Annotated in this window: 18 protein-coding genes and 5 pseudogenes; 6 read left to right on the top strand and 17 right to left on the bottom strand. The window is 58.2% G+C overall.

The window, feature by feature from the left end:
- Positions 1–116 precede the first annotated feature (116 nt).
- From JYP46_RS21305 to JYP46_RS21285, 6 genes are all read right to left on the bottom strand, one after another.
- Positions 117–866, bottom strand: coding sequence for a hypothetical protein (locus JYP46_RS21305; protein ID WP_206549280.1), 750 nt, complete (start codon positions 864–866; stop codon positions 117–119).
- A gap of 363 nt (positions 867–1,229) precedes the next feature.
- Positions 1,230–1,472, bottom strand: coding sequence for a DUF6634 family protein (locus tag JYP46_RS22370; RefSeq protein ID WP_420884112.1), 243 nt, complete (start codon positions 1,470–1,472; stop codon positions 1,230–1,232).
- A 277-nt stretch (positions 1,473–1,749) separates the two neighbouring features.
- A complete protein-coding gene (locus JYP46_RS21300; protein WP_206549279.1) occupies positions 1,750–2,784 on the bottom strand; it encodes a hypothetical protein in 1,035 nt (344 codons plus the stop codon).
- Positions 2,785–2,955: 171 nt separating this feature from the next.
- Positions 2,956–3,297: a hypothetical protein gene (locus tag JYP46_RS21295; RefSeq protein ID WP_206549278.1), complete on the bottom strand. Its 342-nt coding sequence runs from the start codon at positions 3,295–3,297 to the stop codon at positions 2,956–2,958.
- A gap of 773 nt (positions 3,298–4,070) precedes the next feature.
- A complete protein-coding gene (locus JYP46_RS21290) occupies positions 4,071–4,415 on the bottom strand; it encodes a hypothetical protein (protein ID WP_206549277.1) in 345 nt (114 codons plus the stop codon).
- Between the two features lie 269 nt (positions 4,416–4,684).
- Positions 4,685–5,443: a metallophosphoesterase gene (locus tag JYP46_RS21285; RefSeq protein ID WP_206549276.1), complete on the bottom strand. Its 759-nt coding sequence runs from the start codon at positions 5,441–5,443 to the stop codon at positions 4,685–4,687.
- Between the two features lie 266 nt (positions 5,444–5,709).
- On the opposite strand from JYP46_RS21285, the gene JYP46_RS21280 reads away from it, so the two are divergent.
- Complete coding sequence (locus JYP46_RS21280; protein WP_222582630.1) at positions 5,710–7,302, top strand: type II toxin-antitoxin system HipA family toxin; 1,593 nt, start codon at positions 5,710–5,712, stop codon at positions 7,300–7,302.
- Positions 7,303–7,827: 525 nt separating this feature from the next.
- Here the strand turns inward: JYP46_RS21280 and JYP46_RS21275 are convergent.
- From JYP46_RS21275 to JYP46_RS22360, 4 genes and pseudogenes are all read right to left on the bottom strand, one after another.
- Entirely contained in the window at positions 7,828–11,574 is a 3,747-nt protein-coding gene (locus JYP46_RS21275) for a peptidoglycan-binding protein (RefSeq protein WP_206549274.1), read from the bottom strand.
- A gap of 470 nt (positions 11,575–12,044) precedes the next feature.
- Positions 12,045–13,556 carry an amidohydrolase family protein gene (locus tag JYP46_RS21270; RefSeq protein WP_206549273.1) on the bottom strand — a complete coding sequence of 504 codons (1,512 nt, stop codon included), beginning with the start codon at positions 13,554–13,556 and terminating at the stop codon, positions 12,045–12,047.
- A gap of 90 nt (positions 13,557–13,646) precedes the next feature.
- Entirely contained in the window at positions 13,647–14,525 is an 879-nt protein-coding gene (locus tag JYP46_RS22365; RefSeq protein WP_419248081.1) for an autotransporter outer membrane beta-barrel domain-containing protein, read from the bottom strand.
- A 650-nt stretch (positions 14,526–15,175) separates the two neighbouring features.
- Positions 15,176–16,777, bottom strand: a pseudogene (locus JYP46_RS22360) (autotransporter-associated beta strand repeat-containing protein); the annotation flags it as partial.
- Positions 16,778–17,228: 451 nt separating this feature from the next.
- Between JYP46_RS22360 and JYP46_RS21260 the strand changes: the two are divergent.
- Entirely contained in the window at positions 17,229–18,146 is a 918-nt protein-coding gene (locus JYP46_RS21260; RefSeq protein WP_206544086.1) for a helix-turn-helix domain-containing protein, read from the top strand.
- A 49-nt stretch (positions 18,147–18,195) separates the two neighbouring features.
- Here the strand turns inward: JYP46_RS21260 and JYP46_RS22255 are convergent.
- Together JYP46_RS22255 and JYP46_RS22195 are read right to left on the bottom strand one after the other, a co-directional pair.
- A pseudogene (locus tag JYP46_RS22255) lies at positions 18,196–18,947 on the bottom strand (ABC transporter ATP-binding protein).
- Positions 18,944–19,766 (bottom strand): annotated as a pseudogene (locus tag JYP46_RS22195) (FecCD family ABC transporter permease). Before JYP46_RS22195 ends, JYP46_RS22255 begins: the two co-directional pseudogenes overlap by 4 nt.
- Positions 19,767–19,827: 61 nt before the next feature.
- Between JYP46_RS22195 and JYP46_RS21230 the strand changes: the two are divergent.
- Genes JYP46_RS21230 through JYP46_RS21220 form a run of 3 tightly spaced genes read left to right on the top strand, consistent with a single transcriptional unit; the run spans position 19,828 to position 21,732 of the window.
- On the top strand, positions 19,828–20,643 hold the full coding sequence (locus JYP46_RS21230) for a metal ABC transporter ATP-binding protein (RefSeq protein WP_206549267.1): 816 nt from the start codon (positions 19,828–19,830) through the stop codon (positions 20,641–20,643).
- Positions 20,644–20,647: 4 nt separating this feature from the next.
- On the top strand, positions 20,648–21,121 hold the full coding sequence (locus tag JYP46_RS21225; RefSeq protein ID WP_206549266.1) for a hypothetical protein: 474 nt from the start codon (positions 20,648–20,650) through the stop codon (positions 21,119–21,121).
- A gap of 29 nt (positions 21,122–21,150) precedes the next feature.
- Entirely contained in the window at positions 21,151–21,732 is a 582-nt protein-coding gene (locus JYP46_RS21220) for a metal ABC transporter permease (RefSeq protein WP_244974897.1), read from the top strand.
- A 67-nt stretch (positions 21,733–21,799) separates the two neighbouring features.
- Here JYP46_RS21220 and JYP46_RS21215 read toward each other — a convergent pair.
- A pseudogene (locus tag JYP46_RS21215) lies at positions 21,800–21,994 on the bottom strand (helix-turn-helix domain-containing protein); the annotation flags it as partial.
- A gap of 47 nt (positions 21,995–22,041) precedes the next feature.
- Here JYP46_RS21215 and JYP46_RS21210 point away from each other — a divergent pair.
- Positions 22,042–22,305 carry a hypothetical protein gene (locus tag JYP46_RS21210; RefSeq protein WP_206549265.1) on the top strand — a complete coding sequence of 88 codons (264 nt, stop codon included), beginning with the start codon at positions 22,042–22,044 and terminating at the stop codon, positions 22,303–22,305.
- A gap of 403 nt (positions 22,306–22,708) precedes the next feature.
- Here JYP46_RS21210 and JYP46_RS22190 read toward each other — a convergent pair.
- The 4 genes and pseudogenes from JYP46_RS22190 to JYP46_RS21195 form a co-directional block, all read right to left on the bottom strand.
- Positions 22,709–22,795 (bottom strand): annotated as a pseudogene (locus JYP46_RS22190) (hypothetical protein); the annotation flags it as partial.
- 159 nt (positions 22,796–22,954) lie between these two features.
- Positions 22,955–23,188: a hypothetical protein gene (locus JYP46_RS21200; protein WP_206549263.1), complete on the bottom strand. Its 234-nt coding sequence runs from the start codon at positions 23,186–23,188 to the stop codon at positions 22,955–22,957.
- A gap of 164 nt (positions 23,189–23,352) precedes the next feature.
- Positions 23,353–23,643, bottom strand: a complete 291-nt coding sequence (locus JYP46_RS22355) for a DUF6522 family protein (protein WP_222474328.1) — start codon at positions 23,641–23,643, stop codon at positions 23,353–23,355.
- On the bottom strand, positions 23,643–24,017 hold the full coding sequence (locus JYP46_RS21195; RefSeq protein WP_206549262.1) for a group III truncated hemoglobin: 375 nt from the start codon (positions 24,015–24,017) through the stop codon (positions 23,643–23,645). The genes JYP46_RS22355 and JYP46_RS21195 overlap by 1 nt, the downstream gene beginning before the upstream one ends.
- Between the last annotated feature and the right edge of the window lie 17 nt (positions 24,018–24,034).

The raw sequence follows: 24,034 nt of genomic DNA, 5'->3' as shown, positions 1-24,034 counted from the left end.
GTAGATCCCTCGTCCCTCCCTGCGCCAAGCAGAAAAGGGAAAAAGTGGACGACTTTTCAGCCGCCCGCAGCAGGACAATCCAGCCGCTACCGTGGTCTAGTTTTCCACCGCCGTTCTCAGACCAGAGGGATGATCGCGCTGAGCTGTGCGGCCAGCATGTAGGGCAAGAAACCGGCATTGGCGACGACCGCCGCCCCGCCGACCCAAACACCGCCTGCCGCAAGTGCATTGCGTGCTCGGGCCTGGCCTTGCCGCAGAGCCTCAGCAATTTCGGGATCGGCTTCTTTCGCAGCGGCCTTGAGAACCTTGTCGTCCGAGAAGACCGCCAGCATCTCCTCGGCCACGATCTGGGGGAATGGCAGAGGCGGCTCCGCGACGACGACAGCTTTCGCCAACTTCCAGTAGTCAGCGGCCTTACCGCCGACCAGTTCGCCAACACCACCGTAAGACTCCTTGCGATCGACCCTCCGGTGGCGGGCGCGGATCGAAGGCGTCAGTCTCTCGGAGGCGCGAACAGCAAAGGCGGAAGCTGATCGCGTGGCAGACTTCCCCGACAGGGAGGGGACAACCGACGGCAAAGCCACGGCCTCTGTCAGCCTCGACCAGAGGCGGAAACGCAGGGCGGCATCCGAGGCAGACGACCCTGCAAGGTCATTTTGCACAGCCTGGAGGCGTTCAGCGGCGGCATCCGCTGCAAGACCGAGCTTGACGCGAATTCCTTGCACAGCTCCGTTGGCGAGAAAAAGGCCATCGACGCATTCAAGGAGAGCGATGATCTGGCAAATCTCGGCCCGCTTGAGATTACTAAGACCCGACAGGATATCGACGGGGCGAACAATAGGAGGTGCGGTAGGCTCAATGGTCATGCTGCGGACATTGCACATCATCGGGCACAACTGCAATTGGCCTCGAGCTGTCCACACCTGAGTGCATTATCTTAGAGAACATCAATGTCTGCTTCGGCGTTCTGCATCGTAGCACCGTGGCTCCTAATGAATGTCTCCTTCGGGCCGTAATGGTCATTCAGCTACGGCAGGGAGACCGCCCGTTATGGCCACTTGTCGAGGTCAAAGCATTTTCCAGCTCCATTTTTGACGAGCCACCGCCACGGCCCGTCAAGAAATTTCGCAGCCTTCCTCGCCGGCAATCACAGGCAGCAATGATACCAGCGCCTGAAAGTCCACAGCACCAACGCCCTTTCGTCTTGTTCAACGACTGTCAGCCCGCGTCTAATTCAACGATCTCAACGTCTTCTCCATCCGCCGCTGTGTCCCAAGTCGATACCATCTCGACGTGGTGCGCGCCCAGGTCTGGTCGGACGAAAGAAGTTGCAGATCGGATGTGATGATCGATCGGTCTGCGCCCACAAGTCGGGGATGGCCAGTCGACAGGCCAGTAAGGCACGGCGCTGGCCGGCATGTCAGGACCCACTGTTCCAGGATGGGTGCTGCATCGGGAAGCGCCTGCTGCATTGTCCGTCGCTGCACCGCCTCCATGTCAGAGACTAGCATTCTAAGCCGCTGGAGCTGAAGCTCGAACCGCTCATCCCTACTCGTTTCATTCCAGTCAAAAACCAACATCGGCTTTCCATTCTTTCCTGTCTTGTTTGTCCACTCGGCAGAGCGCGGCAGCTCCTCAGGGAGCTGCCTGAACTGCTTCGCTGTCGAAGATTGGATGCCCGCACAGCTTCCACGCGACACCATATGGGCCGAGACCGACTGAGCTCGCAGAGAGTGCTCCCATTCCTCGTCAGCGGGTTCTTCGAGAAGCAATACCAACAGCAAAAGCGGGCGAATGAGACGATGTGGTTGCATGAGCACCCGTAGACTCATCCGAGTTTCCGCCTATGTCGTCGAATATTCTCTCCTGATCTCCGACCTGCCCGACCGCCTGCGGGTTGAGTTTTTCATCCTGCTCCTCGTTCCCAAGCGTCGACTTCGTTTCTTCCTCAAATCCGCTTTGCCGTTTCTCGCCCGTGCGCCCATCGCGTTGCGGCTCTACGATCACCTCACAATGCTCCTGGAGGATGGCGCGTATCTTCGCGCCATAGAGCTCACGAAGGTGCATGATCGCACGACCCGCACCATCGATATGCAAGAGCCAGTCAAGATCTCTGAGGCCAAATATTCCTTCGGCTTCACTACGGGTGTCCCCCGCCGCATCGATGATGGCAATGCTTGCGCGTGACACGGATAGGGCGTCGTATTTGCGCTCCAACACTTCACGGACGACCAGTGCGCTCGCCATCATCCTGCTGCGCAGAGTGACGATAGCGCTTGGGCTGTAGGAGGAGACGGTTCGCTTGATATCGAGAAGCAGTGCATGCTGCTGTCCACGGTCGACCACCAGCAGATCAGGACGGTAATATTCACGTGTGATGACCTCCGCATCGCGCCTGATCATCGATGCCCTCGCCCAGTCATCGCGAAGGAACAGAACTTTCGCGGCTTGGTGCACTGGCAAGGGCCGCTCAAGATTGACGAGGGTAAGCTCGGGGTTCTTGCCAACAACAAGAGCTATGGCCCTTTTGACAAGGGCCGCTTCAAGGCTTGTTGCCGAGCGGGCCGCAGCAAGCAGCTTCTGATAACCTTCGAACGTGGGATCGCGTTTCGCCGGACATGCCTCGACCTGCGCAATCGTATCCGCGACGATGCGCTCGAAGTCGGAAATCAGCTCTTCCAGAACGGTCGTTGCTGCAGATGGGGTGTCCACTTCGTCCATCATCGGAGCGTCGGAATTTGGTCGAAAAAGCGTTCCCCCCGATTGGCGTCTGGTTGTAATCATGAAGTTTCCTTGATCAACGGCAGCACAGCAGTGGCCGCCGAGATCGCTACGACGGTCTCAATGCTGGCTGTGCTGGGATTTTTTGTGCCAGAGCAGCAGTGAACGTCCCCCGTCCGTTCAGGGACGAGGTCAGTTCAGCGCCAGCTCAAAGCCAATGAAAGAGCGATACTGCTATGCCGCGAGGGAGTAGGCGCTGATCCGTTCCGCTTCGTTGGCATCATCGATATTATCAAGTGCGATCGCTTCGCGGAGCAGCGTCTCACGGCAGAAAGCAAGCTTCTCTTCTGCATGGCGCAGGCGACTTTCAGCAGCTTCAAGCTCAGCCGCGAGGGCGGCAATCAGGGCCGCTGCACTAGGCGCATAAGATGCACGACCGAAAAGCTCGATGGCATCGTCGCTACAGACCGTTCGATCCTCGTCCGCCCAGAGCAACATCATGCCGTCATCATGAATCTGGGGGTTGCGCTGCGCTGCGGCTTCAATCGTCAGTTCAAAGGAAATAGTATCTGTCATAGCCCAAGGCCTCCTCGTTAGGTTGCGGGTCAGGCCTTCGTCGGTGTTGGAGCACCTTCGGAGGCCGTTTTCGAGGTTGTGTTCCCCGAAAGCAAGGGCATCCTGGCATATCCCGGATCGCCGCGGAGCCCCTAAAATGTTCGTCGATCGATTTTCTTGCGACCGGATGGTTAACCGCAGCTCTTCTGGAGAAAGACTACGGCTTCATCTTGCATCGCATTCTGCTTGCGTGGGCAGAATTTTCACGGGCCATCAGGGAGCAGCAATCTGGGGTTCCTGCTGCCTGTCGCCTAACGTCAAACGCCGTTTGGGCGTGTAACGCTTTTCGAGCATTCAGAATCGATTGCTCACGCGTTTGAATCGAATAACCAGAACCTGGAATCGGAATACCGCAAATTATTTCAAATCATTCTGATTTGGATTGACGTCTCGGCGCGTTCTTTTGATTTGTCATGGCGTTGAAAGCCCGATGAACAGACGCTCACGGCAGATGCCTGAGACTTGTCCTTGGCTCAGCTGCAGCGGGGTGCCGACACATATGGGCACGATCGTGACTACGCTTTCAGCTACCGCAATCCCGTATTTTTAAACCAGACCATGGTCGAGTTTCTGGCCAAGCTAGCAGAAAAAGCTACAGATTTGCGATTCACCAGCAAACGCCGTTTCAGGGAGTAACGGGGGGAGAACCGAACATTTGAGATTGCAGATCGATTGAGGATGCCATCAATCCGGTATCGAAACCGAGCAGACGAAACGGAAAGCCGCCTCTTTAATCAAGCGTCGGCATCAGCTTCATCAGCATCGAGATCATCACCCTTTGAAAGATGTCGTTTCTGTTGGAAGGCCCACCCCGACCGGTATTTTTCGACCAGAGCATCCCATACGATCTCCGCCTCCCTCTCATCGAATCCCTGGACAACCAGCGCTGCAACAATTTGATGCTGAAGCTCTTCAAGCCTCTCCCTCCGCTCCATGCTCAGGTTCTTCGTGATGGCAAAATGAAGCAGGGTCCTGGCTATGTCGTCTCGGGAGGGTTTCCGTCGGCTCCTGCTGGCAGCCCGCAGCGCCCGTTGGCGATCACGCTGTCTCGCCAGGCGCTCTTTTCTGGACTGTACCATCTTCCCCTCCTCCACCTGCCTTCCTCACCTCTCTAACAAACGGCGTTTGAAAAGGTAACGACTTTCTGTAAATAAGAATCGTCTGCATTGAGTTTTGAATCGCCTTGCAAGAAATTTGAATCGGACGACCGCAAATCATCTCGATTTAAGTCAGGTTGATCTGAGATGCTGAGTGCGCACATCGGCTGCCCTTGCCGCAGTGTTTACTCCCCCCCTGACGACAGGCCCATCACCGCCACTGCTTGTCATCCGGGTGGAGCTGCCTCCGTTCAGATCCCCACGATCATGGAAGGATTGAACGCTGCGTTCTCGTTGTCGTAGCCACGTGGATTGCATAGCACGCGCGTTGCCCCGACCCTGTAGTCACAGCTATCGTGGGTGTGTCCATGAACCCAGAGCGCTGGTCGCCCCTGATCGATAACGGCCCCCAGATCTGATGCGAAGGCACCGTTCAGCAAGTCGCCCTTGAACCTGGGGTGGACCGACGCGGGATACGGCAGGTGATGCGTAACAACAACCGTCTGTGTCTGGTCGGCTTTCATCGAACTCTCGATGAACAGACGCGACTCCACGTGCATCCGATACGAGCTCTCCGGAAGAAACCGCTGCCAGGGGTTTTTCTGCAGGGCGATCTTTCGGTGGTCAGTCATCCGCTCTCGCGCATGCCTCATCGCAAGAGATTGATAGCCCGCAATCCGGTAATCGGTCCATAGGGTCGCACCAATGAACCGGACACCGTTGATCACAACAATATCGTTCTCAAGAAAGTGGACATTCTCAACACGTCGGCACGCCGCTCTTCCGTCCTCGAGATTCTCCCTGATCCCGCCATTGTAGAATTCATGGTTTCCGGCGACATAGATGCAGGGCATGACAGGCGCGATATGGTCCGCCAGCCATTGTACGCCATTGGCGACACCACAGCACAGATCGCCCGCAACAATGCAGACATCTGCGTCGGGGATCTTCAGCGGCTCCGACAAATCTGCGTATTCCAGATGCAGGTCGGAAAGAATCCAGAGCTTCAATGTGTAGCCTCCCGGGTTTTCAGGGACGAGTAGCCTGAGCCACGTTTTAATCGAGTTTCGAAGCGGTAGATTGCTTGCGCGCAGACGTCGCCAAGTCAAGCGGAAATTTCAAAAAACCATTTAATATCAATTAATTACGAAATCTCGGAACATCCGAACCACCTCATTCCCGAGGCAAATGCTCAAATTACCTATTTTCCTCGGAGATAAATAAGTTCCGCTTTTGGGCTGCTGTTTTCAGCCGCGGCGAGGTCGACGAGTTGGCGGTGAGACTGACGTTATCTGCACTGCCCGATCCGCCCTTGCTCGCTGCACGCCTGAGCGATGTCCATGTAGAGGCGCGGACTTTCATTGGAGACATTGACGGCATTCGACAGACAACGAAAAGACTGCTCTTCTCGGTCCCAACGAACGCACTGGCCCGATCGAGAGGACACGAACGAAGGAGGCACAATGGCAACGTCGAGTTCATGCGGGGCAAGCAGCACGACAAGGGAATGCAAACAGGTGACAAAGAGCCGATCATGACTGAACCAATTGCGGACGCATCCATCTACCTTTGGGGGCGAGAAGTCGCGACCGTGTCCTGGTCGGCAGACGATGGGTTTGCCGTCTTTCGGTACACTCCTGAATTCGCCGCCACCGGCGTTGAGTTGTCGCCGCTGGTCATGCCTTTGAGCGTAGACCCGTATTCATTTCCCGCACTGCCCCGAACAACCTTTAAAGGGCTGCCAGGAATGCTGGCAGACGCCCTACCAGACCGTTTTGGCAACCAGCTGATCAATGCCTGGCTTGCAGAACAGGCGCGCACACCCGAAAGCTTCAACCCGGTTGAGCGGCTTTGCTATCTCGGGGCCCAGGGCATGGGAGCTCTCGAATTCAGGCCAGCACTGGCAGTTTGCGACCGAAAGGCCCGCAGCGTCGAGGTGGTTGCGCTCGTTCGTATGGTCAATCAGCTACTAAACGAAAAAACGGGGTCTGAGAGCGTCAATTCAAAGGTGCGCGCAGCCAGGCATGCCCCTGACGCATTTGACGACATTCTTCGGGTTGGCATCTCGGCAGGCGGAGCCCGCGCGAAGGCAATTCTCGCCTGGAATTCGAAGACCGGAGAGTTTCGTCATGGCCAGACTGACGCCGGGGACGGCTTTGAACACTGGTTGATGAAATTCGACGGCATCGACAACAACAGGGACAAGGAAGAACCGGACCCGCAGGGCTTTGGTCAGATCGAGTACGGCTACCATCTGATGGCGACGGCTGCCGGCATCGACATGATGCCATGCCGTTTGCACCATGAGGGTGGGCGCAGTCATTTCATGACGAGGCGGTTTGACCGAGCCATCGACGAGAGCGGGTCGACACACAAGCTCCACATGCAATCGCTTTGCGGCCTGCAGCATTTCGATTTCAACGACCCGATCAGCCATTCATACGAGCACGCAATCATGACCATTCGCAATCTTGGTCTTGGCACTCGGGCACTGGAGCAACAGTTTCTTCGGGCAGCCTTCAACATCATCGCCAGAAATCAGGACGATCACGTCAAGAACATCGCTTTTCTGATGGACCAATCCGGTGCGTGGGCACTGTCGCCAGCATTTGACGTGACCTATTCCTACAATCCGCGCGGTGAATGGACCGGCCAGCATCAGATGAGCCTGAATGGCAAACGCGATGGCTTCGAGCTTGCCGACCTCTTCTCCTTCGCTGAAAACGCATCAATCAAGCCTGCCAGAGCGAGAGCGTTGGTTTCCAGCGTCAGAGACGTCGTTGCGAACTGGCTCCACCATGCGGATGAGGCAGGGATTGACGGGGAGACGGCACACAGGATTGGCAGCGCTCACCGGTTGGTTCGGTGAACGCCACCGTGCATCAGAACCGGAGAACCGCCTGACAGGCTTATGCCGCTGATGGATCCCCAAGTGCCGTGGGACACGGTGATGACACCTGTCGCGCGGTGGCAAATAGATATGCTGCTCCGATAACTCAATTCAAATTGAAACAGGTCGAGACGATTTGTGGTCATTCGATTCCAGTTACTTGTGAAGCGATACAGACTTCGACATTTGCGATTCTGATTTGTGGAAAGGCGCCACCACGTCAAACGCCGTTTGCCACCTGGATGAAACTCACTGGCGGCGATAGAAAAGAGGTGACCAGACCAGAGAAGAACAACTCACCAGACAGCGTGATAGACGACGGGTCCTGCAGGCTGCGTTCGAAACAGACGGAGTTGCGAGATAATGACAGAACCAAGGTAGCTTACCCCTGCTTCGCTCCACCTTCGGCGCCTAAAAACACGGAAGCAGCGGTCGAAAATTCAGAGACGGGTTCCTCCTATCCTGCCTAAACCTGCGGTCGGACGATCAGTGTACCGATAGCCTTCAGAGATCAAAATCGCTGCTGCCTGCATCACTCATAGCTGCCTCCTTCCGCTCTTCTTCAACGACCGCCATGCGCGCGGGGACAGAAACCGCCTGCCGGAAATGAACGACCTTTCCATCGTCGCCGATCTTGATCGCAAGCACCATCACCTCAAAATCCGGACAGTCCTGACGTCCACCAAATAGCTGTGGCAGAGAATAAGTTGACGCAAAGGCGGGAATCGTTGGCTGTCCATTTTCATCAACCCATGTCGCTCTGGCGTCAGCTGGTCGCATATTGCCTGCATCCCGCGCCTTTATACTCGACAGAAACTGCGTCGAGGAACTCCTCGCGATCGCATTTAGGCTGCGCTTGCACGCCGCCGCAGCGCTATCAACGGGCCTCACACGCGCCCCCGGCACCACAGCAGGCTCGGCCCAGATAGAGACAGCACCGGTCCTTTCCAGTTCCTGCAACATCTCCGCATTAATCTGACTGTATGTCTGCAAGAGCTGTTCACGCAGTTGCCCCCACGCCGGACCTTTGCCGGGCCCGAAAAGTCTCGTACGCACGATGGCCGTGACGGTATCAGAAAGAGCAGGCGGCTCGTGGTAGAGGGCGACCATCTCCTGCCGTTCGGCAGATTCCAGCAAGATCCCGTTATGATAGGCATCCCAGTCATTAATCGGCTGCTCATTCTGCAGAGCATCCTGCCTGGCCGCAGTCCGCGCGAAGAGCCGCCGCTCTGCACCAATCTGTTTTGCAATCTCGTCTACCGACGCCTCAAAGCCGGCACCAAGAGACACACCAAGAACCGCAAACTCCCCCATCAGCTCAGCCACGATGGCGCTATCGGCCATCGCATCAGGGGTTTCATCGACAACTGATGGCACTTCAAATGTATGCCGCAAGCGGACCGATCGCGGATTGATGATCGTCTGCGCCTCCCCGGCATCGAAAAGCAACATTTCGACCGGCTGATAGCGCAGCGTCATGCCCATTGAGAATGTGCGGGCAGAAGAGAGATCCACATCCGTTATCCGAAGGGCCAGCAACCCGTCAAACACCGGAAAACTCTTGCTACTTTGCTGAAAAGCCTGCGCCTCTTCAGGGGGCATGGCTATGAACATACCCTGATCAGAGATGACGCCTTGCGCAGTGTCACCAGACACCAACGAAACGTTCAGCGCACTGTCCGCCTCATGGGCCCTGGCACTGAATTCAATTCCGGGACGAACCAGCCAGCCTTTGCGCCCGAAATCGTAGGGCTCAAAGCGAATATACGCCTTTAGCCAATGCACGTTTTCCTCGCCGCTCCGCGCCAAAGCGGCGGCGGCCAGCTGTGATGCGGCCTCTCGTTTGGCAAACGTGTCGTTGCGCGCATAAGGGCTGCTTTCCAGCTGCTCTCGAAAAAGTTCTTCCGTGTCCCAGTCAGCAAGTTTCGCACCGACCGAGAGCAGGTCCGACTTCCAGGCAAGACTGACCTCTTCGAATTCGCGAGGCGCGGCCCTTGGGAACGTCGCAGCGCCAATTTCAGGGGCATCCTGCCATCTTGTGTTGCGTGACGTACGGCGCACTACCAGTCGTTCCGGATGCCCGGCGAGCAAGAGCCTTTGTTGTCCACCGTGCAGGGTGAGGAGTTTTTCTGCGGTGACGGCCATTTCCACTGCAGCAAACGGCCACCCGCCATCCTGCTCTTCATGGGCGGGCAGTTCCTCAGAGACGACATAACCAGCGCTATCTTGCGGAAATACAAGAATGGCCGCCCCGAACTCGTTATTGTGGCCAACTACCGGCAATGGTGTCACCAGCAGATTTTCCAAAGGAAGCTGCAGGGCTTGAGCGACCTCCTCCAGAGCCCGGTCGCTCTGTGGCTTCGCAAAGGCAGCAAGATTGCGGTTCCCCTCTGCCAGCGCTCCACCATATTTGACGCGGAAGGAAAATGTCAGCCCGGTTTCCGCGCCAAACAGACTGCCAGCATCAAGCGCTTCAATGCGTACCGTATCCGCCCTGCCCGTTATCAGCGCGACTTCTCCCTGCGTATCCAGCCACCATGGTCTGTTAAAATCTGACAGCCTGCGCGTCTCGGGCGTATCGGTGATGTCACGCAGCGCGGCATCGGGATAGCGGTAAATGACTTCTGCGAGATTCTGCCCTGAACGCAGCTCAAGCGGACCGGCAGGCCGCGCATCAAAGACAAATTCCGGCCGTCCATTGCGATCAGAAGAGATCCGGCTTTCGACAACTGCGGGTATGGCGAGCGCAAATCGGGCCCGTCCAAGCCGATTGATCAACGCTTCGGCGGCCGCAGGATCGACTGAAAATCCTTCAGGGCGCAGGGTTGTATGCACCGGAATGCGCGCCCGGTAGCCACTAAACTCACGCGCAGGGCTCTGCTCTCCCGCAAAACAGGTATCCAGTTCTTTTTCACCGAACGGAAAATGCTGCTTTTCAAAATCATACTCGCCAACACGCAAGCCACAAACCAGCATCAGACGCTGTGGTGAAGAGCGGCGATCGCGCGCAATGGCGGCCAGTGCTTTTTCCCGCAGCGCAGATTTGAAGCGCGCAACTTCAAACTGGTTGTAGTCAACGGTCAGATAGCCGTTTTCGACATCCTGTACCTTGCTGATCATCCCCTTGGAGATATAGGCTTCGAGCTTGCTGGTATCTGCAAGGCCGGCTTCTGCCGCTGCCGCGCGCACTTCTGCTGGCGAAAGCGACTGGTGATACACGAAAATCTGCTCATGCTCGGTTCCAATGGTTGCCGCGGCCACCATGGATACCAGATAGTCCCGCTGCCGCTGAACACTCTCCTTGCCAAGCAGTTCTCGCGCAAGACTTCCTCCAGAGCCGGCGGAAAGAATGATGATCTGCTCATCGATGGCTCCGTCAGAATTAGCAGGCGCGTCCAGCACACCTTGCTGCACAATCGCTTTTTGCGCGGCAGCATCGCCGCTCTCGTTCTGAGCAATCACCACCAGCGCCTGTGACCGCTTGCCGAGCGCGTACACCAGACACATGACATCACCGCCGCAACGATCGCGCTGCGCCATCCACGCGCGCTGCTCGGCCTGAAGCTGCGCTCTGCCGCCTGCATCAAGCCCGTCCAGCGCGGCTGCGTAATGTCTGGCAACGGCGCGGTCGAGTTCTGCCAGGTCCGCGTTGCCGCAAATGGTATGTTCAACTCTGGTTGAGGCTTTTGCGCAGTCAAAGCTGGGCCGGTGTTCGTTTGCCACAGTCCTGCTTCCAGTATGACCGGAAGCAACATTGCGCAGAAGATCCAGCAGATTGCTGCTTACCTCCCCCCTCACCGCAAGACCAGAATCGCGCTCAAACGCAATGATTGCATTGCGGGTACGCCGTCCCATCAGACCATCGGCAGGTCCGGGATCATAACCAAGCCGGGCGAGTAAAGACTGCACCTCGCGCACATCCTGCCTGACAGAAGGGCGCTGCACTATGCGCGCAGATGGCGGCACCTGCCGCGAGCGTTCCGGGGGCGTCTCTTGATGCCTTCGAAGCGCCCTCTCGAGATCGGAGACTGCATTCAGCCCCCTGGAAATGTCATTCAGATCAAGAGCGATTGCCGGCATCGGCACTGCGACGACAAGCGCAAATATCGGTGCAAGAAATATCCTAAGCATGACGGCCCCGCTGCGGAAATACAGATCACATAATGCTGCCCCAGAATCGAACAGAGCATCTGACAGTAAGGCGGCTCGCCCCGACACTACCGTCAAGACAAGTCTTGCGATGCCGGCCATCGATTACCAGTCGTCTATTTGGCTGAAGCAAAAAGTGGCAGGGCCGACGCGATGCAACAGCACGCACCTGTCAGCCGCAAGCGGCGTTCCCGTAGGAATATGAGGCACTGACGCATCATCAGCCCAACTCAAAAGGCCGACGGATGAATCAAAAGAACCATCAAAATCACGCCGTTGTGCTGGTCGCCCACATATGGCCCTCAAAGAGGCTCCCAACACCAAACACCCTATGGTGCCGAACCGCGAAACTGACGCGGGCGAACCGGCTATCGTGCTGTACAAAGCGCTCGTCCGAGCCCGAAGCTCTGGCGGAGAAACCCGCCACTTCCGCAGCCGCTTGTGGCAACATTCCTGCCAACCGCGTTCGATCCGGCATGCCGACAGGTGAAACTCGCGTAGGGCAGCGAGACGGCCCCCCCCCGTCGTCCGGGCTTTCAAACGATGCCCTGCCACCCTGTTTCCATCAACCTTCAGTGCGCAGTCGCTCGAACCGGCCTGCCCGGACGCGCCGTCTGATCCAGCTCACCATCGCGAACAACAAAGCCTCCACCGACGATCAGATGACGGACACCAGCCGAATGCTGCCGTGGATCCTCGAACGTTGCCCTGTCGATGATGGTTTCGGGATCAAAGACGACGATGTCCGCGTCTGCGCCCTCGCGGATGCGGCCCTTGTTCTTCATGTCGGGCACGGAATCCTCCAGCAGCCTTGCAGGAAGGAGGCTTGAACGACGGATGGCCTCGCTCAGGCTCATGAGCTGGCGTTCACGGACGTAGCGACCCAGAACGCGCGCGAACGTGCCAACCGAGCGGGGATGGGATATGGCCTCTTCTGGCAGCGGCCAGACGGGATCAAGAACCTCTTCGCCGTCCACGGTGAACGGCATAGCGTCGCTGGCTATGATGCCGTCGGGGAAGATGACGGCCTTGTCGATCAGCGTCGCATCTTCCTCTATGCCTTCGTCAAGGTAATGGATGATGGACAGTCCCATCGGGTCTGTTTCCTGTATCTCGGTCAGGCGTTCGTCGCTCTCTGGGCGCTCGCCTGTCTTGAGATAGACGATGCTGTCGTGTTCCAGCCCTACACGCTGAAGTTCGCGTGCGCGAAGGAAGGGCGCGGAAATCACCGTGGACCCGGCACCATAAGGATAGGTTTCCGTCGTCACACGCAGCCCCTGTTCCTGCGCCTTCAGGATCATCCGGGAAACCTCCGGAATGAAACGGGTCGCTGAACTGCTGAGATGGCAGATATGCATTTGAGCGCCCGTCGCTGCCGCTGCTGCAAGCACCTCGCCATAGCCCTCGATTGCATGGCCGGGCTCGTCATGGAACTTGCCACGCACGTGGGTAAAGGTGGGAACATTGTAGCGCGCGGCGAGCTTCGCCGCTTCATAATACTCGACCCGGTTTGTGTTCGGGACATAGCCTGGAAGAAGGCCGATGCCGATGCCCCCCTGTTTGAGCCCATCTTCAATGCGCTCAATCACCTGTTCTGAAATGTCTGAAGTCACCCTCTGGTCGAACTTCTCCCCGAGTATCTCCATTCGCACATCGATCCAGCTGACGGCAAAGCCGTAATTCAGCGGCAGACCATTCTCTGCAACATTGTCGTAGGCCTGCTCCAGCGGCCATGCGCCCCGCTCCAGTTCCAGCGTGGTTGTCACACCATCGAAGGCCTGCATCCATGCGGACGGGATATTGAGGGCATGTGAATGAAGGTCGATAAAGCCGGGCGCGACGACCAGTCCCGTTGCATCAACTTCTTCCGCGCCGTCAAGCGGCTCTTCGGAGACGACCACCACCTTGCCGTCGACAATCCCGACATGCCGCGTTGCGTCCAGTGCCGATTCCGGGTCGATCACGCGGCCGTTGGCAATCACCAGATCATATTCCGGCACGGCTTCCGCCCCCGCAATGTTCAGAGTGATGAGGGAGCAGCTTACGGCTGCCGCAGTGAGAAGAATGCTGTGTCTGGTTTTCATGACGTTTCCCTGTCTTTTGCCCGTCACAGGCTGCGCGTCACTGTGCCTGGCCTGCGGATAACAGGCAGGCCGGAAACGCTGGGACGAATTTTAGAAGCTGATGGAGAGTGTCGCGTCGAGAGTGTGTCGCGCAGCGCCACGGGCAACCTGCCCCCCATAGGCTGCTCCGAGCTTGGCGGCATCGCTCAATGCAAACGAGAAGCCTGCCTCCAGAAGCAATGTGTCTGCCGCAATGGGCGCACCGGCAACACTGAAGGCATCGCCTCCCGCCAGTGCATGGCGCGCCAGGGCCACTTCATTGTCAAATGCATGCTGCCAGCCGATCGCCCCGTGTAGTGCGCCGCTGAAGACGTCGAGACTGACATCGCGCCCCATCCGCATTCCCAGCGTTGTGAATGTGACATTGCCGGTCTGCGCGAGCGCCTCCAGAGTTGCAGCGCCGCCCTCTTCCGCATAACCGCCAAACGAATGGGAGATGAGAGCAATCCCGGCAAAAGGTGTGACCGTCGCCACAGGCGTCTCCACCCGATAGCCCAGCTCTCCAAAGCCCTGCGCCGTTCCGGCGTCATACCCTGCAGACAGGGCATCGCTGAACCCCGCAAACGCGACCGAGCGGCGCACATCCACTTCATGCCGGGTATAGGCGAACCCGCCGCTGAACGTGAGCGCCTCCCACTGGCGTCCACCATAGATGCCGAGATGGTAGTTATCGCTGCTGCCAGCCGAAGCTCGATCTGCCGAGCGAAGGGATGAACGGCTGTACCCCGCCATGAGCCCCAAATTCCAGCCAGCGACCTCGGCGTCGCCCCCCAGCAACAGCCCACGCGTATCATGCGTGTATTGCGCCGCGTTCCCATCGCTGGAAAAGTTCTGCCAGGAGCCGAAACCCATGCTCCAGAACTCCGGCGCAGATGCGGGCACCCCGATCCCGAATGCACTCCGGACGCGCTCCGAAGCCGCGTCCCGCAAAAGCTGCTGTCGGCGATGAAGCCGCTTCTGATCGATCCGTATATTTCTCCGGAGATCGCGTCGAATGCACCTGGCGCCTGGGCGTCACTCAGGCCAAGAATGGCGTCAAAAAGCTGATTGCCGCTCCCCAGTCCTTGCGCTCCAATGGCTGCAACACGCTGATTGTGTGTTTTTGCCAGTTCGGAAAAGTCCGTGTCATTGCGCGAAAGAGTGAGCAACACAGCGTCGGGATCGTAGGCAAGCGCGGCATCAAGGAAGGCGAAATTCTCCGTCACCCCACTGAACGCACCGCTCACACCACCCGTTGCGGTCAGGATCGTGTAGGTTGTCGCGGGATCATAGGTGGAACCGTCGTCTGTCCCGTTTTCGGCGCGCACATTCACTGTTCCACCATTGATAAAGGCATGGCCCGAGACCGCCAGTCGATCGCCGCTTCCGGCGTTGTCCACTTCGACTTCAAAGACCGAGCCGTTTTCGAAGGTCGCGTTTCCGGAAACGCTTTGCGTCCCGATGGAGTTACCGGGTTTCAGAACACCACCTGAAGCCACGGTCAGCGCTCCCAGGTCGCCGGATCCGCCAAGCACCCCTCCATTGAGGACTTCAACCGCGCCACCCAAAGCGCCATTGCCGCCCACTCCGACGATCAGCGCACCATCGACAACCCTGGTTGTTCCGTCAAAGCCGGAGCCATCGCCCGTGTAAACAAGCGTTCCCGCCCCCTGTTTCTCAAACCCGCCGGTTCCTGAAATGCTGCTGGCGAGAACGGAGCTGTTGCCGCTTCCGCCGGTGAACAGCGTGTTGGCCTGCAGACTGATGTGCGCACCAGCAACACCGGCAAGTGACCCAATCGTTTCATCGTCATCAAGCCGAAGCACGCCGCCCTGAAGCTCGACCGCGCCCGTATCGGCAAGCGCGTCACCGCCCTTGAGAACAAGCGTTCCCGCCTCAACAATCGTGCCACCGGTATGAGTGTTCGCGCCGTGAAGCGTCAGAGACCCGTTGCCCTGCTTGATCAGGCCACCCGAACCGCCAAGAGCGTAAGCGCTGTGAACCGAGAAGCCATGCGTGTCGATGTAAGCGCCACCCGCGGAGATTGTGACGTCACCCGCCTCAAACCCGGCAAAAAGGTTGTACTGATTGGCAGTAAGCCGCAGAACTCCGCCATCGAAAATGAGGCTTCCTTCCCCGGACGTTTCGCTGACCTGCTCCGTTTCCAGAACGCCTCTCGCCCCCGCCGCGCCAGAAAGCCTCAGCGTACCGGACGCATTGCTGAACATGCCCAGCTCGACCCGGTCGGCAGAGACAAGCGCGCCCTCGGAAATTTCGAGCATCCCCTCACCGGCGCGGCCAACGACAAGGTTCCCGTCAACCTCCCAGTGAGTCCCGGAGCCTGAAACCAAAGCCGTCCCACGACCGGTTGCGTTTGTCCCGAGAAATACAGAGCCGGACTGTACGACGCCGCCATCCTCAATGGTCAGCGCGCCTTTGCCAGTTCGACCGACCTCCAGTCCGTCATCCAGACGCCAATTCGACCCAGCTCCGGAAACCAGCACCTCGCCAACTGCGCTCTGGGCGTATCCGATGCGCGCATCGCGGCTTTCGACAAGTCCACCATTTTCAATGGTGAGCCCACCCTTTCCGAAACGGCCAATCTCCAGCGTTCCGGCGCTGAGCCACGACGACCCGGCACCAGTGACGAGAGCCTTTCCGGTCGTCCCGGAACCCCACCCGATCTGACTGTTGTAGCCGCTGACTACGCCTCCATTGCTGATAATCAGGGACGCATCATCCCCGCCGGACGCAGCCACCACAACGTGCCCAGCCGTATGGGTAATGCTTCCGCCATCGACCGCAAGTACACCTTCATAAACGGTCGTTCCGGATTGATAGCGATTGTGTCCGGTGAGCGTCAGCGTGCCCGAGCCACGCTTGAGCAGACCGCCAACACCTTCGAGACCAACAGACGTCGCAACCGAGTGTTCCTGCGTGTCGATATAGGCATTCGAATAGCCGATTCTGATGTCACCATCGTCAAAGCCCGCAAAGAGGTCCGCCTCATCGCGCGTCAGGCGAAGAATGCCGCCGTCAAAACTGATCGTTCCGCCGCCCGCACCAACACTGACCTGACCGGTTTCAAGCACGCCGCGATCAGCTACCGATCCATGAAGCCAGAGCTGCCCCTCGCCCGAAGCCCTGGCTCCAAGCTGCACGTCGGTCGCAGACGCAAGGCCTCCGTTTTGCAGGATCAGCATTCCCGCACTCTGATCACCAAGGATAAGGCTACCAGGAAGCAGCCACGGGCTCGGTTTGGTTCCCGTGCCATCGCCATCCACGGTTTCCATGGAGCCATCAATGATTTCCTGCGCTCGACCGTGTCCCACCACCGCAACGACACTGAAGGCGACCAGGGCCGTGCTTGCCCACAGCCGCCTCTTTGTGATCGCCTCCGCGCCGCTGGAAACACGACCGCTCGATAGCGTTTTTATTTTCATGGGACGCCCTGACTTTCCGGTATTCGCAAATTACAAATTCGACCGGAAGCTACTGGCAGGCGTTTTATTTAGCTACATGAATTGATTATCACTTTCATGATGACTTATCATTTTCATTTCTGGTTTCAGACGTTCAACCAGCGCGCAGTTTTCCACGGTTTCAGGGGCAGAACGATCAATGCAGCAAAATGGAGATGCACCGGAATGGCGCATGGTCGGAGGCAATGCAATTGCCATCCCCGGTGCACATGGAAGGGTGGAGCGCCTGACATTCGACAATGGTGTCGCCATCTATCGGTCGGAGATCGAAGCCGAAGCAGACTGCCGTTTTACGGTGACAAACCGGTTGCCCCAGCCGTGGATCGGCTTCTCTGTCCAACTCGCCGGCGGCGCAGATTTCAGCACCCCCATCGGGACCACGGGCCCCATGGCCGAGAACACGCTGAGCCTCATGAGGGTTGGGCCCTCCGGCTTCATCCTGGATGTTCGCGCTGGAACGTTGATACGGCATACCGGCGTGGCCATCTCGCTGCGCCTTCTCAAACGCCAGCTAAACGGAAATCAGCCGATGAGGCTTGCCCCCTTCATGGCGCGTGGCAAATCACTGGAGCGCCTTGAGAGCATTCCGCTTCCAGCCGGCGTCAAGACGCTGGCCACAGGCCTCTTCGGCCCCAGCATAGATGGCCCGTTGCGGGCCATGACCATTGAAGGCCTGGGAAAGCAGCTTTTCAGCCAGGCGATGACCGCCTTCTGCGAATATGATCCTGACGGCGAAATGTTCACCGAATGGGAGCTTATGCGCTTCGATGAACTTGTCGCCCATGTGAAAGACAATCTGAACGACGGTGCGGCTGCACGGAACTTTGCAACGCGCGCAGGTCTCAAGATCGCGCGGGTGGAGCAGATGTTCAAGGTGTTGCGCGGCGTAAGCCTTGCCGCCTTTCTGCGCACCGAAAGACTGCGCACGGCCCGCCGCCTGCTGCTCGATGAAAAGTGCCAGGTCAGCGAAGTGGCCTACCGGTTGGGATACCGGCATGTCGCCAATTTCTCACGCGCCTACCGGGCTCAATTCGGAGAAGCACCGGCAACGACGCTGCACAGACCGAGACGAAAAACACCACGCGGATAGTCTGGGAAAGCCGTCCGTTTCAAGCGGAGTTGGTATGGCGACAGGAAGCTCAGGCCCCGCCTTGCCGCTCCATCTCGAACAGTGCAATCACCGGCGCCCCGTTCAGTTCGCCAAACTCTGCGTCCACGCCGTAGGTCGCGCGGATGGTTTCCTGAGTTAACGCGTCCTGCCAGGGCCCCTCGGCAATAAGCTGCCCCCTGTGCAGCAGGGCGATCCGGTTGGAGAAGCGCGCCGCCAGCGCCAGATCGTGTATGGCGATCAGAATGCCGACACCCCGCTCGCGCACCTGATCGGCCAGAAACCGCAGGGTGAAAAGCTGGTTGCCGATATCAAGGGCGCTCGTCGGCTCATCGAGCACGATAAGCGGCGTCTGTTGCGAAAGGGCGCGCGCAAGCATGACGCGCTGTCGTTCTCCGCCGCTGAGCGCATCAAGGGAGCGGAACGCAAGGCTGGAAAGATTGAGCTTTTCCAGAACTTCCTCCACCAGCGCAATGTCGCGCGCGCCCGGGCTCATACCCATATAGGGCGTTCGCCCCAGAAGACAGGCATCGAAAACGCTGACCGGAAAACCGTCCGGCGTGCGCTGGGGAACATAAGCCACGAGTCGCGCCCGTCGAGCAGGACCCGGCCGCTTTCGGGACGCATCTGACCGAGCATCGCGCGGACCAGCGTGGATTTGCCGGCGCCATTTGGCCCTACCAGACCGACGATTTCGCCAGGTCCCACCCGTAACGATATGCCGTCGAGAACGGCGTTGTCGTTCAGCACCCGCCGCAGATTGTGCGCTTCAAGAAGGGTCATGCGAAAGCCTCCCGCCGCCGCGACACGATCAGGTGCAGAAAGACCGGAACACCAACGAAGGCAACGACAATGCCCACCGGAAGGACCGTCGGGCTGAAAGCCAGCCGCCCGATCGTGTCGGCGGCCAGAAGAAGCGCTGCGCCGCAGATTGCTGCGAAGGGCAGCAGAAGCCGGTGATCACCGCCGATCATCATGCGTGCCAGATGCGGCCCGATCAGTCCAACGAACCCGATGACGCCCACAAAGCTGATGACCGAGGCTGCGGAGACGACGGAAAAGAGAATGGCGAAGGTGCGCAGACGGCGCACATCGACGCCCAGCGAACGCGCCACATCATCGCCGGCGACGGTGAGTGCGTTGAGCTGCCAGGCTCTTGCCTGGATCGGAATGAGCACCGCGAAGAGAACAGCGGCGCACAGACCGACCGCATCCCACTGCACCCGTTGAGGCTGCCAAACGTCCAGTGCACGACACGGGCCAGCTGCTCTTCGGTGGCGACAAACTGGACCGCAGCGGTCAATGCACTGAACAGATACATCAGCGCAATGCCGGTGAGGATCATCGCCTGTGCCCCATGCCCCGCCACCAGCTCAACGAAAAAACGGCCAGCGCGCACAGAAGCGCGCAGACAAAGGCCGACAGGGGGACGAAATAGACGCCTGCCGCCTGAAGACCGATACCGAACATGATGGCGACGGAAGCCCCGAAACCGGCAGCCGAGGACACGCCGATCGTATAGGGGCTGACGAGCGGATTGCGGGTAATGGCCTGCATGAGAACGCCGGACACGGATAGGGCAGCGCCGGCCACCAGCGCCATCACCACACGCGGCAGGCGCAGGTAAGCGGGGCCGCCCCCGCAGTTTAAAAGGCAGCAAGACATGAGTGAAGCAGCGGTGGAACTGGTCTCCCCAGGCGGCCAGACAACCAATCCCCACGGTTCAGTGGAGACCCCATTGGCCGTACAGGGCGTCACCGTATCCTATGGCGAGAAGCCCGCAGTATTCTCGGTCGACGCTTCGATTCCGGCCGAGAGCATGACCGCGATCATCGGGCCGAACGGTGCAGGAAAGTCCACACTTCTGAAAGCCGTTCTTGGCATCGTTCCGCGCCTTTCAGGCAGCGTAACGGTGTTTGGCGAGCCCTTCACCAGAGCCCGGCACCGTGTCGCCTATGTACCGCAGCGCGCTTCCGTCGACTGGGATTTCCCCACCCGGGTGATCGATGTGGTCATGATGGGGCTGTTTCGCGAACTGGGTCTGCTCAAACTCGTCCGCCGGGAACATCACAAGACCGCGCTGGCCTGCCTGGAACGGGTCGGCATGGTGGATTTCGCACACCGGCAGATCGGCCAGCTCTCCGGCGGACAGCAGCAGCGCGTCTTTCTTGCCCGCGCCCTGGCCCAGAACGCCGATCTCTACCTTCTGGACGAGCCCTTCGCCGGCGTGGATGCGGCTACCGAAAGAGCGATCATCGATGTCTTGAAATCGCTCAAGACCGACAAGCGCACCGTCGTCTGCGTACACCATGATCTGGCGACCGTTGCGGACCATTTCGATCATGTTCTGCTGATCAATGTCCGCAAGATGGCTGAAGGACCGGTCGCCACAACCTTCACCGGCGAGAACCTCCAGAAAACCTATGGTGGACGCCTGGCAACCGCGCATATCGATCAACTGAATCTTTCGGCAGCCTAGTCCCATGTCGAGCAATTTCATCAACGCCCTGCTATTGCAGTCCGGTTATAACGCCGCAACCGGGCCAATCATCGTCATTGTGTGCTTTGCGCTCTTCGCACTGTCACTTCTGCTCGCGCCCAATCGCGGTGTTCTGGCGGCCGTTTTCCGTCATTTGCATTTTCAGCGCAGGGTGCACATGCGTCAGGGGCTGCTCGCTCTCGCGCATCAGGAGCAGATCTTCGACCCACTCACCATTCGGGTTCTGCGCCGCGCAGGTCTCATACGGGCCGACAGTGTGGCGACGGCCAAGGGAAAGGCGCTCGCATCGAAAACGCTGCGCGACGAGAAGCGCTGGGAAGTTGCACGCCAGATCCACCAGGACGATGTCATTTCCGGTCGCTATGACGGCCTCACCCCCATCGAAGCCATCCTCACCCGAGACGAAATCTCGGAGATCGACCGGCATCTCGGCCCACCCGTTCCGGCAACCGCCTGAAACGTCTGCATTCAAAGGACTTCCTACTCATGGGTTCCGAATTTGTTCAGTTGAGCCTGACACCGCTTCTGATCGGCATCTTCGCAGCAATTGCCTGCGCACTGCCAGGCAATTTTCTCATCCTTCGCCGGCAGGCTCTCATCGGCGACGCCATCAGCCATGTCGTTCTTCCCGGCATCGTCGTCGCCTTCCTTATAACCGGTTCCATCACCACATGGCCGATGATGCTCGGTGCCGCCGGCGCTGCGGTCGCTGCCGTCATTCTCATCGAGTTCATCAAGCGGCTGGGGCGCATCGAACCTGGCGCAGCAATGGGGGTTGCATTCACCTCGCTGTTTGCTGGCGGTGTTCTCCTGCTCGAACAGAGCGACACGAGCACCGTTCATCTCGACGTTCAGCACGCGCTTTATGGCAATCTGGAAAGCCTGATCTGGCTTTCCGCCGATGGCTGGCAGTCGCTTACGGATGCTGCGGCGCTGGCCGATCTGCCTCCGGAATTGCCGCGCATGGCGGTCGTGACACTCGTTATCACTCTGCTAACGGTTCTGTTCTGGCGTCCCCTGAAGCTCTCTACCTTCGATGAGGGCTTACTACGTTCACGTTCTGGCTGATACGCAGGCATAAATCGCTGAGCATCCAATCGGAGGCGCGACGAACAAGGTAGCGGACATGATCCACAAGCCATCCGTCAATGATTGGGATGAACGCTTCCAGCTTTGGACGCCGAACCAGAGCCCGCCGTCGATAGCCGGGAGGAACCGAATACGTCATCATCTTGCGAACCGTGTCGCGCGATATGCCGAAATGCTTCGACGCTTCGCGCTGGCTCATACCGCCGTCGCAAGCAACTCGAACCTTCAGATATAATTCCACGGTGTAGATCCCTCGTCCCTCCCTGCGCCAAGCAGAAAAGGGAAAAAGTGGACGACTTTTCAGCCGCCCGCAGCAGGACAATTCCGCCGCTACCGTGGTCTAGTTTTCCACCGCCGTTCTCAACTGCCGAAGCCACGATCAAAGCGGGCCATGTTCGTGAAGAATTCGTGGCGCTCGGCGCGAAGAAAGACAAGTCACCCGAAGAGATTACGCGCCATGAAGCGCTGAAATCGGAAATGGCGCAACGGCTCCTGCCCCTGCCGGCTGACGAGATCTACTACGTTCACGTTCTGGCTGATACGCAGGCATAAATCGCTGAGCATCCAATCGGAGGCGCGACGAACAACCTAAACTCTTGATAAGCATCGTACCGAAACGCAGAAAACGGTTTCGGTCCGATGCGCTCACTTTGCCCCCGCTTGGCCTTGAAACACGTTGCGAACCGACGTCCTCAACGGCCTTCTGCACCAGTGGTCTGACCGCCGCTCGGAGAGGTGTGAACGATCAGAGAAGTTTACCGGCCGACGGGGTCGGCGCGTGAGGAACCTGACTTTTAAAATGGCTCTCGGAAGCCGCCCAGTTGTTGAGGCTCACGCCGCGCGGATTACCCATTTGGGCGCGCCAGCATCCCTTGGCGACGCCGGATAGATGTTGGCACCCAAGTCTGCCGGAAACTTGTTCAGATCGCTTGCACCGGGAGAGCCGTTCATAGATGTAGTACGTCGCGTTGCTGATCCCGTGCTCCCAGCAAAGACCGCCAACTGGAACGCCGCTCTCACCCTGCTTCAAAATTGCCAGTATCTGGCTTTCCGTAAATCTTGTTTTTTCATCTCGTTCTCCAAGCGCATCAAAGGCCGGAGAAGTCCAATTTTCAACCCAATGGTTCTGGGGGACGATTACCCCACGAGGCGTCCGCGAACGGCTGATACGCCGGTAAGATACGCGGTGAAGGTGCATCTCTCACTTATTCTGTTCTTCGGCATCATGCCCCCGACCAGCGCCGTTGCAGACCAACAGGGAAACTTGGACAATGAAGAACTGAGTTGGCAGGTGCCGCGCCAGAATGATGGCTCGGTGATAATGCAGGTCACCGGTTTTGGTCAGCCACCCATAATCAATCTCCATGCATTTGGTGACGGCAACATCTCGATCAGATAGCGTTTTCTTTAAATCGGCGCGGTCCTCATCATGCATCGGAAATAACCCAATACCCTTGCTGAAAAACAATGTGACAGAACCGCCGACAACCCCTTTGGACCGAGCTCTTCACCAAAGCCATTTGACCGAAGTAGCATCAGCTCACAGGGGCCTGTTGCATCACTAAAGAAACGGAGCCGAATTAATCGAGCAATGGTCGGTTATAGATCCCCAACCCTTCGCAGGGATCTTGGAAGTTGATGTTCACCGAAATCGATCGTCGAACGCCTGAGAATCTGGCCACCATTATCAACCTCCAATCGGACACGTCGCCCTTTATAGAAGAAGGTTAATCTATGAAATCCGCGGTGTTCACCTTCTCCATGCTCGCATATGCACGTGATCATGTTTTCGCGCATCAGTGTTTGTACGCGGTATTCAGGCACGTTCAGCAGAATCCCTAAAGACGCGGCGTCGATGCAAAAACCGTCTTCATTTCTCTCCAGCTGCATTAGAAGCTCCTTGAGAAAGACAGGGCACTTTCCGGAGTGCAGGTTTCAGCTGCTGCAACGCTAAACAGCGCCAGCCATCTCTCAAAGTGCATCCACTCTATGGGCAATTCTGCATGCGCAGGCACTGGCGCGCCATGGTAGCGGCCCGTCATCAACGCCACGGAAGACCAGAAATCAATCATTCGTAACAGGTGGGCATCCCAGTCCTCGACCCGACTTTCGAAGATCGGACCGAGGACTGGATCCGTGCGCACCTTGCCATAAAAATTGTGAACGAGTTCGCTTAACACGGCCTCGTTAAGCCCCGTCTGAAACGCAATGTCGGCGGTCATTTGCGGGCGTGCGGACATGATACCAGAATTGTGGGGTGACATTGGTGTCTCCGATATCG

The sequence above is a fragment of the Nitratireductor aquimarinus genome (genome assembly GCF_017255295.1).
Lineage (GTDB): Bacteria > Pseudomonadota > Alphaproteobacteria > Rhizobiales > Rhizobiaceae > Nitratireductor > Nitratireductor aquimarinus.
This window is presented reverse-complemented; position numbering and strand designations above follow the sequence as displayed.